This window comes from Neobacillus canaveralius (genome assembly GCF_047237705.1).
GTDB lineage: Bacteria > Bacillota > Bacilli > Bacillales > Cytobacillaceae > Neobacillus > Neobacillus niacini_K.
The window spans coordinates 3,470,018-3,485,100 of record NZ_JBDFLL010000001.1 but is presented as its reverse complement, the minus strand read 5'-3'; the positions used below and the strand labels follow the sequence as shown (position 1 = coordinate 3,485,100).

Sequence of the window (15,083 nt, the reverse complement as noted above, 5' to 3'; positions counted from 1 at the left end):
AGGGGATATGAAAAATTAATAAGAAAGCAGGGGGATGAACATGAAGCAAAAGAAAAAAAGAATGGGAGCAATAGCATTAATGATCGCGCTGACTTTATCTATGATTCTTACAGGATGCTCCTCCAAATCGAGTTCGTCAGAGAAAGGAAGTAAGAATCAAACCACAGTAACTTTTTGGCACCCAATGACAGACGTTACAGGCGAAGCGGTGGATGCAGTCATTAAGGAGTTTGAGAAACAGAATCCGGATATCAAAATCAATGCTGTCTATACAGCAAATCAAGGTGAAGGACAAAATGAAAAATTAATGACGGCTATCTCAGGGGGAAATCCTCCAGATGTCGCCTACTTCGACCGTTTCGAGATCGGATCCTGGGCAGCGCAAGGATCTTTGGAAGATTTGACACAATTAGCGGAATCCAGTGGAGTTACAAAGGAAAGCTACTATCCTTTTGCTTGGGATGAGGCCAGTTATCAAGGTAAACTATACGGCATCCCTACGACTACCGATTCAAGGCTCGTGTATTTTAATATAGACCATTTCAAGGAAGTGGGATTAGACCCAGAAAACCCTCCGACAACCATTGCTGAATTAGAAGCTGCTGCGGAAAAATTAACGAAGAAAAAAGGAAAGCGCTTTGAACGAATTGGCTTTATTCCATGGTTTGGTCAAGGTTGGTTTTATGGCTGGGGTTGGTCGTTCGGCGGAGAATTCTATAATCCTGAAACAAATAAAGCTACAGCAAATGATCCAAAGTTAGTAGAGGCTCTTCAATGGATGACCGATTTTGCTAAGAAATATAATGTCGAGGATATCGCTGGTTTTACTGATTCACAAGGTCAGGGTGCTATGGACCCATTCTTAACGGGTCAATTAAGCATGAAGTTAAGTGGACCGTGGGAAGTTTCCGCGATTAAGAAATTCAAACCTGACTTGAAATATGGGGTATTTCCTATCCCAACTCCAACGGGGGAAGATCATACAACCTGGTCAGGAGGATGGTCCGTTGTCATTCCTAAAGGCGCGGAGAATAAAGAGGCTGCATGGAAATTTCTGAAGTTCTTTGGCGGGGAAGAAGGTCAAAAGATTTTCAGTGGAATCTCGAGAGACTTCTCTGTCCTTGATTCCGTTAATGAAGAACTAGGTTATAAAGAAGATCCAATCTTAAAAGAATTTGTTAATATTTTACCTGTTTCTCACCATCGACCAGTAATGACACAAGGCTCTTTATATTGGAATGAACTGGCCAGCGCGGTAGAAAATGCAACTCGTGGAAATGGAACGCCAGAAGAGCTATTAACAAAAGTGAATGAAAAAGTAAATAAAGAGCTAAGTAAATAAGAACTTACTGAATAAGAAAGGGAGGGGTTTTTCTCCTCCCGGATCATGAATATCGGGAGGAGCGGTGATTAATGTGAAAGGAAACATACCATTGGCTGAAAATTTGAACTCTCCTAAACCAGAGCCTAACAATCAAATAAACATCACTGCTAAGAAAAGGCTGGGTAAATGGGGGGAATACAAAACTGGCTTTTTATTTGCATCACCTTGGATTATTGGTTTACTGGTCTTTTACGCAATTCCTTTGTTTTCATCCATTTATTTTAGCTTCACATCCTACAGTATCCTTCAGCCAGGTGAATTCATAGGCTTGGAGAATTACAAAAATTTAATGAATGATGAGTTATTTTGGAAATCCGTTTATAACACCGTTTACTTTGCTGTGTTTTATGTCCCATTAGGAATCATCTTTGGTGTGGCACTTGCTATGATGCTGAACATGAAAGTAAAAGGGATGGCCGTGTACCGAACCATTTTCTTCCTGCCAACTCTGGTTCCACATGTAGCATTGGCAGTTTTATGGATGTGGCTGTTAAATCCAGGGTTTGGGCTGGTAAACGGAATTTTAAGCTCGATCGGAATTGAAGGACCATCATGGCTTGGAAGTGAGACATGGTCGAAGCCCTCATTAATTCTCATGTCATTGTGGGGAATAGGGCAGGCAGTGGTCATCTATTTAGCGGGGCTGGGAGATATTCCGGAAGATTATTATGATGCAGCAGATGTTGACGGGGCGAACTGGTTCCAAAAAACCTTACATATTACTCTGCCTCTGTTAACACCGGTTATCTTTTTTAATTTGGTAATGGGAATTATTGGCGCCTTCCAGCAATTTACCCTGCCATACACATTGACACAAGGGAAAGGGACACCAGCCAATTCATTAACATTTTATGTCATGTATTTATATGATAACGGCTTTAAATTCTTTAAAATGGGCTATGCATCGGCCATGGCATGGGTTTTATTTGTGATTATTATGGCATTAACGGCCTTTGTATTTATTACATCAAAGCGATGGGTTCACTATCAAGGCAAATAAGGGAGGAGAAAAAAATGGATGGAACCAGGAAAAAGAAAGTAACCCGTTTTTCAGCACATTTGGTACTAATCATCGCATCATTTTTCTTTATGATTCCATTTATCTGGATGGTATCAACGTCATTAAAACCATTGACACAAGTATTTACGTTTCCGCCTGAATGGATTCCGAAACCTGTTAAGTGGAGCAATTATATTGATGCCATGAATTATATCCCATTTTTCACGTATTTAAAAAACACTATCATTATTACCCTGGTCAGTACCATTGGAGCAGTATTATCATGTCCGATTGTCGCCTATAGCTTTGCGAAACTAAAGTGGCCAGGAAGGAATATACTTTTTATCATTACCATTGGCGTCATGATGATTCCAGGGCAAGTAACGATGATTCCATTATTTTTACTGTTTGAAAAATTAGGGTTGGTGGGTACGCCTTATCCTTTAATCATCCCGGCATTTTTCGGAATCCCTTTTTACATCTTCCTGTTAAGGCAATTTTTTATGGGATTACCTGATAGTTTAAGAGAGGCTGCGAAGATAGATGGTGCCAGCGAGTTTAGAATCTATTGGCAAATCATGCTGCCGCTAGCAAAACCAGCGGTATTAGCCGTAGGACTATTTCAATTTATGGCTAGTTGGACAGACTTTATCGGTCCATTACTCTATTTAACCGATTCCGTTCAATACACTTTATCTCTAGGTTTGCAGCAATTCCAAAGTCAGAAGGGTTCTGAGTGGGGGCTCATGATGGCTGTCTCAACGATGATGACAGTTCCTGTTATTCTCCTATTCTTCTTTTTGCAAAAAACATTTATTAAAGGAATCACTTTTAGTGGAATTAAATAGGAATCTATTAATATCAATATAAATTAGTAGGAGGTTGTTTATATGAATAGAAAAATAGGAATGAGAATCTCGCCCAAAATCGGTGCGGAAGGAATGGAGTCTGTCGCAAGATTCGCGGCTAGTATTGGCCTGGATATTATCGATGTTCCCTTCTATAACCAAGAAGTGAAAGCTGTATTAGAAAATGCTGGGCTGGAAGTCGGATCCATTGATGGTGTTGGAGCCGTTGGCCGCACAAAACTCTTAAGCGAAGATGAGAAAAGTCGTGAAGAAGCAGTGAACGCTCTAAAAACTCAAATGACAGAAATTTCTGAGCTTGGCGGAAAAGTCATGTTTATGTGTCTGGTTCCGGACGATATTACGATGCCGAGAAAGAAAGCGTTTGAAATCTGGAAAGAAACCTTTCCTGCTATCGTGAAGCATGCGGAACAAGAAAACATTTATATTGCCTTAGAAGGGTGGCCGGGGCCAGCTCCGTATTATCCAACTTTAGGATGCACGCCAGAAATGCTTAGAGCGATGTTCAACGTAATTCCTTCTAAACATTTCGGGATCAATTATGATCCTTCCCACTTAGTAAGGCTAGGGATTGACCATTTAAGAGTATTGAGTGAATTTGGTGACAGAATTAATTATTGTCATGGTAAAGACACAGAAATTTTACATGATGAACAATATGAGTGCGGCAACATTGCTGCTACTTTTGGAGCAAACTATGATTTTTCTGAAGGACCATGGAGATACACCATTCCTGGGCAAGGAGATGTGGATTGGGCAAAGGTAGCGGTGCGTTTAGAAAAGGTCGGTTATCAGGGACCAATCAGCATAGAACTGGAAGATCATCGCTATTGGGGGTCTTTAGAGAAGGAGCAGCAAGGAATTATCAAAGCTAAAGAACATTTGGCTATTTATTTTAATTAAACACACAAGGAGGAATTGAAGATGACAAGAAAAGTGAAAGTAGCGATTGTTGGTTGTGGCGGTATCGCAAATGGAAAACATTTGCCAAGTTTATCTAAACTGAAGCATGTTGAATTAGTTGCCTTTTGTGACGTACTGATTGAAAGAGCTGAAAAAGCAGCGGCTGAATACGGAATTCCTGATGCAAAGGTTTATGAGGATTTTCGTGAGCTTATCCAGGACGAAACGATTGAGGTGGTTCATGTCCTTACTCCAAATGATTCCCATGCGGAAATATCTGTGGCTGCACTGGACTCAGGAAAGCATGTGATGTGTGAAAAGCCTATGGCAAAGACATCTGCTGAAGCGCGAACCATGGTTGAGGCGGCAAAGCGATCTGGTAAAAAGCTGACAATCGGCTATAACAATCGTTTCCGACCTGATAGCCAGCATTTACATCAAGTATGTGAACGCGGGGATTTAGGGGAGATTTATTTTGCGAAGGCGCATGCCATTCGCCGCCGTGCCGTTCCAACATGGGGTGTGTTTTTGGATGAAGATAAACAAGGCGGCGGCCCGTTAATTGATATTGGTACCCATGCCCTCGATTTAACATTATGGATGATGGATAACTATAAACCTAAATCTGTTATGGGTAACACTTATCATAAATTAAGCCAAAAGAAAAATGCGGCAAATGCATGGGGACCGTGGGATCCTGAAAAATTTACCGTTGAGGATTCTGCCTTTGGATTTATTACGATGGAAAATGGCGCTACCATTGTGCTCGAAGCAAGCTGGGCTTTAAACTCTCTAGATGAGGATGAGGCAAAATGCTCGCTTAGCGGAACAGATGGCGGAGCCGATATGAAGGATGGACTTAGAATCAACGGCGAAAGCTTTGGAAAGCTTTTTACTTCCAATATTGAACTCGGTGCTGGGGGAGTAGCCTTTTATGATGGAGATTCAGAATCAGATGCGGATCTAGAAGCAAGGCTTTGGATTGATACTATTCTCAATGACACAGAGCCTGTGGTAAAGCCAGAACAAGCATTTGTGGTGACGCAAATATTAGAGGCAATCTATGAATCTGCTAAAACAGGAAAAGCTGTTTACTTCCAAGAGAAATCTTCCTTTGTTACGAATTAAAGAAGTCGTCGCACTTACTGAACAATTTTATAAAGCGGCAGGCTATCAAGCTTATACTTCAGTAAAATAATGGAGGAAAGAAGATGCCAAATACTGTGAAGGTAGGAATTATTGGCAGCGGCGGAATTGCAGCTGCCCATGCTAGAGCCTATAAGCAAATGCCGGAAGTAAGGATTGTGGCTGTGGCCGATGTGATTCCAGGCAAGGCTAAGCGATTTATTGAAATGCTCGAATTAAAAGAGGCAATAGCTTTTGATGACCATCTCGAGCTGTTACATATGGATCTCGATGGTGTCAGTATATGTACTCCGAATGTTGCCCATCATAGCACAAGCATTGATTCCCTTAATGCGGGCAAACATGTGCTTGTGGAAAAGCCGATGGCTGTTACATTAAGACAGACGATAGAAATGGTGGAAGCATCCAAAAAGGCAGATAAAATCCTGACAGTTGGATTTCAACCAAGATATGATCCGAATATGAAAGCGGTAAAAGAAATCGTTCAATCGGGTGAATTGGGAAATGTCTACTATGTTCAAACAGGAGGAGGACGCCGGCGGGGAATGCCAGGAGGAACCTTTATCAATAAAGAATTAGCAGGTGCGGGTGCAATGGCGGATATCGGATGTTATTCGTTAGACCTGGCTTTAAATGCGCTTAGCTATCCTAAGCCCTTAACGGTATCTGCCTATACGTCTAATCATTTCGGAACAAATCCGCTATATCACAAGGAAGCGGATAAGTTTGAAGTAGAGGATTTTGGGGTGGCGATGATCCGATTAGAAGGCAGTATTGTTTTGAACTTTAAAATATCATGGGCCATGCATATGGACTCTCTGGGTCCAACTATCTTCCTTGGCACGAATGCCGGTTTGAAATTAACGCCAGCAGGCAGCGGACCAAAGAGCGGTGTATGGGACGGGGGAATCGGCTCGATCAGCTTATTCCATGATATTAAAGGCCACCATGTAGAATCTGCTATTCCTGTGCAAAATCATCAGTTAAATATTTTTTATGAAAAGGTACGCGACTTTGTTTTGGCGATTCAGAATGGTAACCCTGCGCCAATTCCTGGTGAACAAATTGTCATCAATCAAGCGATCATTGATGGGATTTTACGTTCGGCGGAACAGGGTTCTGAAGTGAAAATCTCCATTCCAGAATTTTAGTGAGCGGGCGCAAGAGCGGGCACAAGAGGGACGGTTCTCATGGTTCAACTGTGATTAACACAGGGTTAAAAAACCATTAGAACCGTCCCCTTTGCTCGCGTAAAAGAATAACAAGAGTAAACCCGGCATCTTTTTCGGTGCCGGGTTTGCCTTTATTGAAGAGAGCGCAAGAGGGACGGTTCTGATGGTTCAACTGTGATTAACACAGGGTCAAAAAAAACCATTAGAACCGTCCCCTTTGCTCCTGTTTTCTAAATGCCAATAGTGTTGTTTTCAATGAAGCGTAAGAACCAATCGCAGCATATCCATAGAACCACCCCATAAAAAGACCAGCTATAAGGTGGTGGCGATGGCTTATAAATACTGAAATGCTTAACCCGATAATAAGAGCGATTGTTGGAACATACTTTTTCTTCACTTTAAATAAAACTTTTATTAGTTGTGTAATCAACATCACGATAGGAACTGCGATCACTGCGTCCCAAAAGTTCGTATGGATTGTAGGAAAGTCCACACTAATACACCTACTCACCTTAGTATTTTGCTAAAACAATGAAAAACATATGACTCCAAAAAAAATTGTATAACATTAATATTTACAAGATTAGATTTTTTTATAAACGAATTTATTTTCAAGACAGGCAAAAAAACAACAACTTGTACGTTCATGTTTAATGATTAGTTCATAAAAGTTGTTCAACAAGTGCGTAGTTGACTATTGAGAATTTAATAGATTTATAGTATTGTTTAATAAGCAGTTAGTTTATTTGCTGCTATATGTAAGCGGTTTACTAATTGTAAGTACAACTTTTTTCTTAGAATGGAGGGGAGATAAGTATAAGTTAAGGAATTGGGGATAATTGGTCCGTATATTTGTGCAGCTTTGAAATTACATAAAAGATATTTTTCACTATAATATCTTAAAAACTAGGAAAGGATTACCTTTTGTATTCAGAATATTAGGTAAATTGAACTATAACTAATTGTATGTACTCTAGTATAAAAGTTTGGTAGAAGGGAATTTAATTATGATTGCGCTACCAAAGGAGGAGAAAGAACGAAATGAAGATTCAATTTAAAAGATTAATATTTATTTCTCTAGTATTGCTGTTGTTAATACCAAGCGGTGTCCTAGGGAAGAAGCAAGCAAGTAACACTAGTAATTCTGAGCCACTTGAGTTTAGAAATGCGTCTGTTCACGACCCTTCCATCATTAAAGATCCCAAAACAGGTACCTACTATGTGTATGGTTCACATATTGACGGTGCAAAATCAACAGACTTAGTAAATTGGGACAGATTTACGAATGGCTATACAACGCCAGATAATAAAGTTTATGGCGATTTGTCAGCAAACCTTGCTGAGTCCTTTAAGTGGGCTGGAGAAAATGATTCAGACAGCCGAGGCGGCTATGCCGTCTGGGCTCCGGATGTTTTTTGGAATAAACATTATGTAAATGATGATGGTACAAAGGGTGCCTATATGATTTACTATAGTGTGTCTTCTACTTATATCCGCTCTGCAATTGGGATAGCTGTGTCAAAAAATATTGAAGGTCCATTTAAATATGTCGACACCATTATGTATTCAGGATTTACCAACAAAGAAGCTTATGACCGAAATAGCGCTGTAAACAAGCACTGGGAGAATACGAATATCGCTGATCTTATTGAAGATGGTGTGATTGATGAAGTAAATCCAGATTGGTTTACAGCAAATGGAGACTACAATAATAAACTGTACACCAACGCAATTGACGCCAACATTCTTCAGGCTAAAAATAATAAGTTATATATGACATATGGCTCCTGGTCTGGCGGTACCTATATTTTAGAATTAGATAAGAAAACAGGGCTGCCAAAGTATCCAGGTAAAGATGGAAAAACAGAAGATGGCCGAATGGTTGATAGATATTTCGGCACAAAAATCGCTTCTGGCTACGGAAGATCGGCTGAAGGAACTTACGCTGTATATGATAAGGAAACTGGCTATTATTATCTATACATTACTTATGGCGGTTTAGCATCTGATGGCGGTTATCAGATGAGACAATTTAGATCAGAGAGTCCTGATGGTCCATATGTAGATGCTGAAGGTAATCCTGCAGTATTCCCAGAGACCTTTGATATCGGTGTAGGTAACTTCCCAAGTAGAGACGATCATAAAGATATCGGTAATAAAATGATTGGGAACTTCTTATTTAAAAGAGATCTTGGTGAAGCGGGCACTGGAATTGGTACAGGCTACCTTTCTCCAGGGCATAACTCATATCTAATTGACGAAGAATTAGGCAAGGAATTTATTGTTACTCATACTCGTTTCCCGCAGCAAGGGGAAATGCACGAAGTTCGTGTACACCAGACATTTAAGAACAGTGATCAATGGCCGGTGCCAACACCGTACCGTTATGCTGGTGAAACAATCGAAAAGGTGCCCGAGGTGGATGTAACTGGAGACTACAAATACATTAACCATGGTGAAGAAATTACAGGTAAACTAACTGAATCAACATGGGTAAAGTTGAACGAAGATCACACCATTTCTGGTGCTGTTACAGGTACATGGAAACTTTATGACAATTACCGAGCAGAATTAACAATTGATGATGAAGGTACTTATGATGGCGTCTTTATCCGCCAATATGACCCTACGTCTCAAAAGTGGGTGATGACGTTTAGTGCGATGTCAGATGAAGGAATTGTCATTTGGGGAAGCCATGTGAAAGCGTCCTCTAACGCAGAATTAGTAAATGCTATTAAACAAGAGTTGACTACGAGTTTCCCAGCTACTGTAATTAGTGATTTGACGCTGCCAACCGTTGCTACAAGGGGAGCGCAAATTAGATGGGAATCTTCTAATCCAGAGGCAGTTTCTGTTGATGGAAAGGTTACACGACCAAGTTCCGATTCGGAAAATGCGGTGGTTGATTTAACCGCGACGATTACATTAGGTGAAGCAACCGAAACATTACAAATAACTGTTACCGTGCAGAAAAAGGAACAAGGCGGCTTAGCAGCTTTCTACGACTTTAACGATGGATTGAAAGACACTTCTGGAAAAAAAGCGGACGCAACCGTAACAGGAGACCGGATAAATAACACAGGCGGACAAATTACGTTTGCCGAAGGTATTGCTGGACAAGCCGCTAAATTCGATGGAAATTCTGGACTTCGTTTAGATAAAGGTTTAATTACTGGTGATACGTACACTGTGTCATTATGGTTAAAGCCTGAACAAATCACTGAATTTACAACCTCTTTCTTTGGTGCAGAAACAGGGAACAATTGGATTAGTGTCGTACCAAAAACCGGATGGGGTAATACGATGGTTTGGTCACACAACGGTGACCAGTGGTATGATGCCGTAACGAATACAACCATACCTTTAAATCAGTGGTCACACCTTGCTTTTACGGTCAATGAAGGACAGGCTGTATTTTATATCAATGGTGTAGCCAAATATACAGGGACCAACTTCCCGAATGTATTTACCTCCATTGATGCGGAATTTGGTTTAGGTGTGAACTACTGGGATACACCTTTTAAAGGATTAATGGATGAAGTACGTGTGTATGATGGATTAGCCCTTCCGTCAGATCAAGTACAATCTCTTTACGAAAATCCTAGTCAAGCTGAATAGAATTTTGACCTATTAAAGGTGATACAATTTCTGTATCACCTTTTTGGATTGGATAAATTGGAAGACATAACAATCGAGGAGCATGAATATCCAGATTATAAGGTAAGTTTGATTGAGGTAACACCAGGGCAGGAGCAGAGGCATCTTACGGAGAGAATTAAGGCAGCAATTGAAAATCTTGTCAGGACCAGCCAATCCATATTGGAGATATTGGTCAATCGTTAGTTTATAGGTTATTAAGTAGGACTTTCTTATGAAGGTCCTTTTTTCTGTGAACATAAATAATGGTTGCTGCATGGGCATATTTACAATTTCATCAGCGAACCATACAGCTTCTACAAAAAAGTGTACAGTTTCTACACAAAAGCGTACAGTTTCTACAAAAAAGTGTACAGCTTCTACGTAAAACCATATAGTTTCTACAAAAAAGCGTACAGCTCCTACAAAAACCATAAAGTTTATTAAAAAAGCATACTGCCTCTAGCAAAATACTTATCTATAGTAGTATGGATGCAGGTAATTGTTCTTATTTAGGAATTATTGGAAAAATTGTATGATAGTAGTGTAATTAATATCTTTTCTTGTGTAAAGTTTATTGAGGTTTTGTATAGAAAGAGTGAAGATTTCGTTAAATAGAACGAATTTACTTAGGTAAATGGTATCTTAATTGTATATTTGTAGTACTTCCCAACATAAGAAAGGAGGAAAATTTCATAGATTTATAAAATATAGGAAGTTCTACTTTTTTTAGAGGTTTACTTTAATAGATTTATGGATTTAGGAGGGAAACTTATGAAGAGGCTTAGAAAACAGATACTTGCTTTAACGACAATGTTTGTCATGTTGATAGGTATGGTTATCCCATATCGGGCGCAAGCTGCTGAACCTATTACAGTTGCGCAGGCAATTGCCAATAATACAGGATCAGCAACAGTTGTAGGGTATATAGTAGGTTATACAACAAGTGGCAGTGGCGGGAAAGCTACATATGATTTTGAGGCGCCATTTGGAGCAGATACAAACTTCGCCATTGCAGATAGCCCTACAGAAAGAGACGCAACAAAAATATTACCTGTTCAACTGCCTACTAGCTTCCGTCCAACCTTTGGATTATTAACGAATCCCTCGATAGTAGGTAAACAGGTTTATGTTACTGGTTCACTTGAAGCTTATTTTTCAGTACCAGGTATAAAATCTCTAACTGCCATGTCGTTTGATGGCACAACGCCTCCTCCAGAAGAACCTCCTGTAACAGGCGAAACAGGATTGAAAATCCATGACATCCAAGGTCAATCTCATACCTCACCTTATAAAGATAAAAATGTAGTAGATGTCCCTGGGGTTGTTACTCAGGTAGTTGATAGCAGCAATTTCTACATGCAAGCCCCTAATCCAGATGACAATTCTAATACATCGGAAGGCATTCTCGTATACAAGCCAACTCACAATGTGGCTGTCGGGGATAATGTAACCGTATCGGGACTTGTAAAAGAGTGGGTACTAGATGGTTATGCCGAGAAGCTCCAAACAGATTTAGCGATGACAGAAATTAATGCCCAATCAGGTAAGGTTACAAAGGTTTCTAGTGGAAATGAACTTCCGAGTCCTTTGGTAATCGGTAAGGATGTAAATCCTCCGACTTCGGTCATTGACAACGATCAATTCGGAACATTCGACCCAGCGGAAGATGGCATTGATTTTTATGAAAGTCTTGAAGGAATGCTTGTTTCTATTGAAAATCCAACAGTAACAGGACCACAGAAATTTGGAGAGGTACCTGTAATTACGGGTAAAGTGGATAGTAAAGCATATACAAAAGAAGGAATTCCTCTTTTAACAAAAGAAAATCAAAATCCTGAGAAAATGCTTCTTCAGCTTGATGATCGCAGCTTTGTAACGAAAGCGGGTGACTCTTATGCTGGAACTGTCACAGGAGTGGTCAGCTATACGTTTAGTAACTTTAAGATTCTCACAAAAGCAGCTGATCTACCTGAACTTGTAGAAAGTGAAAGAACCAATGAAGTAACGACCATTCAAAAAGAGGAAGATAAACTATCAATTGCAGGATATAATATCGAAAACTTTGTAGCAACAGACACTGCTAAACGCGATAAGCTGGCGAAATCAATGGTAGAGAACTTAGGCTCTCCAGATATCATTGGTCTAGTTGAAGTGCTTGACGATAGCGGGGAAACGAATAATGGTATCGTCAAAGCGGATGCAAACTATAAGGCATTAAGTGAAGCAATCCAAGGTTTTGGCGGACCAACCTATGCTTGGACAGAAATCGCTCCAGTTGATGGAGAAGATGGTGGCGTACCAGGCGGAAATATCCGTGTTGGTTATCTTTACAATCCTGATAGAGTGACTCTAAACGAGGCACCTGAGGGAGATGCCACAACGGGTGTTGCTTATGAAAATGGTTCTCTTACCTTAAACCCTGGACGCATTGACCCGACGAATGCTGCATTCAACAGCAGCCGAAAGCCACTTGCAGCTGAGTTTACTTTCCAGGGCGAAGAAGTTATTGTCATTAACAACCACTTCAACTCAAAAGGTGGAGATGAGCCTTTATTTGGAAAAAATCAACCGCCGTACCTTGAAAGTGAAGCACAACGTGTGCAAATCGCAACTATCGTTAATAACTTTGTCTCTGACATCAAAGTAAAGAACGAAGACGCCAATGTCGTGGTATTAGGTGACTTAAACGATTTTGAGTTTTCTGCCCCACTAGCGGCATTAAAAGGGGATGATTTAACGAATTTAGTTGAAACCTTGCCTGCTTCTGAAAGATACACATACAACTATCAAGGAAATGCACAAGTATTAGATCATATTCTAGTATCCAATAACTTAGCTGAAGCGGCAAAACTCGATATCGTGAACTTTAACTCTCCATATATGGAAGAGCATGGACGCGCTAGTGATCACGATGCACTTTTGGCTCAATTAGATCTAGCCGTAGAAGAGGGCCCATTTACATTGTCCGTTCTTCATACAAACGATACACATGCATATGTGGAGCAATTCCCTAAGTTGATTACAGCTGTAAATGAAATGCGTTCTCAGAAGGAAAATAGCCTGTTGTTAAACGCAGGGGACGTGTTCTCGGGAACATTATATTTCAGACAATATTCAGGTCTAGCAGACTTGTATTTTATGAATCAATTAGGCTTTGATGCCATGACACTTGGAAATCATGAGTTTGATAAGGATTCGGCGACGCTAGCGAACTTCATCAGGCAAGCGAAATTTCCAGTTGTGTCTTCCAACGTAAATATGGCAGATGATGCTGACCTAGGGCCACTATTCAATACCTCAATCGGAGGAGGGAATGAACAAGGTGAAATTTTCCCAGCCATCATTAAAGAAGTGGATGGAGAAGAGGTAGGTATCTTTGGTTTAACAACAGAAGATACAGCGTTTCTAGCGAATCCAGGAGATAACATAGGTTTTGAAAATGCTGTTGAAAAAGCCATTCAAACAATTGAGATGCTTGAATCACAAGGTGTAGACAAAATTATTGCATTATCCCACTTAGGTTATCAACCAGATTTGGATTTAGCCGAACAGGTAGACGGCATTGATGTAATTGTAGGAGGACACTCCCATACAAAACTGGATGCACCAGTTGTTGTAGAAAAAGAAGAACCGACATTAATCGTCCAAGCAAATGAGTATTTAAAATACCTTGGTGTACTTGATGTAACATTCGACAAAAATGGTGTAATCGCGGATTACACCGGTGAACTAAAGGATGTAAATACGTATACAGAGGATGCAGCTGCCAAAGAGAAGGTGGCTGAGTATAAAGCTCCTTTAACAGAACTGCAAAAACAGGTGGTTGGAAATACATCCGTTGCGTTAAATGGAGTCCGTGAAGATGTTCGCAGCAAGGAGACCAATCTAGGAAACTTAATTGCAGATGGAATGGCAGCTAAAGCTAATGAGTTCATTCCAACGTATATTGCCATGCAAAATGGCGGTGGAATCCGTGCTTCCATTGATCAAGGAGATATCACGTTAGGAGAAGTGTTAACGGTTCTGCCATTCGGTAATAACCTAGTTACTCTTGACCTAACAGGTGAAGAAATACTTGCTGCATTAGAACATAGTGTGAGCGCACCTGGTGCAGGTGGTTTCATGCAGGTATCAGGATTAAAGTTCAAGTACGATCAAGCGAAACCTGTTGGTGATCGCGTCTGGCATGTCGAGGCTCTAACAGCTGATGGTTATGAAGAACTCCAACTCGACAAAATATATAGAGTAGCAACTAATGCCTTCACTGCGGACGGCGGCGATGGGTACGGCATGTTTAAAACAGCAAAGGATGAGGGACGTATTTCTGAGTTATACATTGTAGACTTTGAAGTGTTTACTTCCTATTTAGAAAAGGTAAATCCTGTTTCACCGGTAGTTGAAGGTAGAATCGTACAAGAAGTTGCGGACAGTACAGCTCCAGAAGCTCCATCTGTAAACGAAGTAACGGACCAATCGACACAGGTTACCGGAACGACAGAACCAGGTGCAAGTGTTGAAGTGTCTATTGATGGAACCCTTATAGGGTCAGCTCCTGCATTAGAAGATGGCAGCTTTGCAATCGAAATCGCTAAGCAGGATGCTGGAACACAACTTGCAGTTACTGCAACAGATAATGCAGGCAATGTTAGTAAAGAGACAGTGGTAACGGTTAAGGATGTCACAGCACCAAATGTCCTTCTTGTCGATGCTGTCATTCACAATGATACCTATATCACAGGCATAACAGAAGCCGGTGCAACGGTTAAGGTAATGCTGGGCAAAGTGGAACTAGGTACAGAAGTAGCAGATGCGTACGGTAAGTTTAAGGTATCTGTGCCGAAGCAAAAACACAAAAATATTTTAACCGTAACAGTTGCAGATGCTGCTGGAAATGTTAGTAAGGCAACGATTGTTGAGGTTTTAAAGAAAAACGAGAAGTAAGAAAGAGGCAGATTGCAGTTTGTGCAATCTGC

The 15,083-nt window shown here is 40.5% G+C and carries 10 protein-coding genes; 9 read left to right on the top strand and 1 reads right to left on the bottom strand.

Annotated elements, in window-relative coordinates; translation table 11 throughout:
• Positions 1-40: 40 nt before the first annotated feature.
• The 6 genes from ABC255_RS17475 (at position 41) to ABC255_RS17450 (ending at position 6,450) form a co-directional block, all read left to right on the top strand.
• On the top strand, positions 41-1,342 hold the full coding sequence (locus ABC255_RS17475) for an ABC transporter substrate-binding protein (RefSeq protein WP_412995436.1): 1,302 nt from the start codon (positions 41-43) through the stop codon (positions 1,340-1,342).
• A 91-nt stretch (positions 1,343-1,433) separates the two neighbouring features.
• Positions 1,434-2,384: a carbohydrate ABC transporter permease gene (locus ABC255_RS17470; RefSeq protein ID WP_412995434.1), complete on the top strand. Its 951-nt coding sequence runs from the start codon at positions 1,434-1,436 to the stop codon at positions 2,382-2,384.
• Positions 2,385-2,398: 14 nt separating this feature from the next.
• A complete protein-coding gene (locus tag ABC255_RS17465) occupies positions 2,399-3,232 on the top strand; it encodes a carbohydrate ABC transporter permease (protein ID WP_412995432.1) in 834 nt (277 codons plus the stop codon).
• A 42-nt stretch (positions 3,233-3,274) separates the two neighbouring features.
• The gene (locus ABC255_RS17460; RefSeq protein WP_412995430.1) at positions 3,275-4,153 is read left to right on the top strand and encodes a sugar phosphate isomerase/epimerase family protein; all 879 of its coding nucleotides are present in this window, start codon (positions 3,275-3,277) and stop codon (positions 4,151-4,153) included.
• 21 nt (positions 4,154-4,174) lie between these two features.
• A complete protein-coding gene (locus ABC255_RS17455) occupies positions 4,175-5,281 on the top strand; it encodes a Gfo/Idh/MocA family protein (RefSeq protein WP_412995428.1) in 1,107 nt (368 codons plus the stop codon).
• 83 nt (positions 5,282-5,364) lie between these two features.
• Positions 5,365-6,450 carry a Gfo/Idh/MocA family protein gene (locus ABC255_RS17450; protein ID WP_412995426.1) on the top strand — a complete coding sequence of 362 codons (1,086 nt, stop codon included), beginning with the start codon at positions 5,365-5,367 and terminating at the stop codon, positions 6,448-6,450.
• A gap of 223 nt (positions 6,451-6,673) precedes the next feature.
• Here ABC255_RS17450 and ABC255_RS17445 read toward each other — a convergent pair whose 3' ends face one another.
• Positions 6,674-6,964 carry a hypothetical protein gene (locus ABC255_RS17445; protein ID WP_412995424.1) on the bottom strand — a complete coding sequence of 97 codons (291 nt, stop codon included), beginning with the start codon at positions 6,962-6,964 and terminating at the stop codon, positions 6,674-6,676.
• Positions 6,965-7,512: 548 nt separating this feature from the next.
• Here ABC255_RS17445 and ABC255_RS17440 point away from each other — a divergent pair.
• From ABC255_RS17440 to ABC255_RS17430, 3 genes are all read left to right on the top strand, one after another.
• A complete protein-coding gene (locus tag ABC255_RS17440) occupies positions 7,513-10,089 on the top strand; it encodes a lipocalin-like domain-containing protein (protein ID WP_412995423.1) in 2,577 nt (858 codons plus the stop codon).
• Positions 10,090-10,137: 48 nt separating this feature from the next.
• Positions 10,138-10,314 carry a hypothetical protein gene (locus tag ABC255_RS17435; protein WP_412995421.1) on the top strand — a complete coding sequence of 59 codons (177 nt, stop codon included), beginning with the start codon at positions 10,138-10,140 and terminating at the stop codon, positions 10,312-10,314.
• 567 nt (positions 10,315-10,881) lie between these two features.
• Positions 10,882-15,051, top strand: a complete 4,170-nt coding sequence (locus tag ABC255_RS17430) for a 5'-nucleotidase C-terminal domain-containing protein (protein ID WP_412995420.1) — start codon at positions 10,882-10,884, stop codon at positions 15,049-15,051.
• Positions 15,052-15,083: the final 32 nt, after the last annotated feature.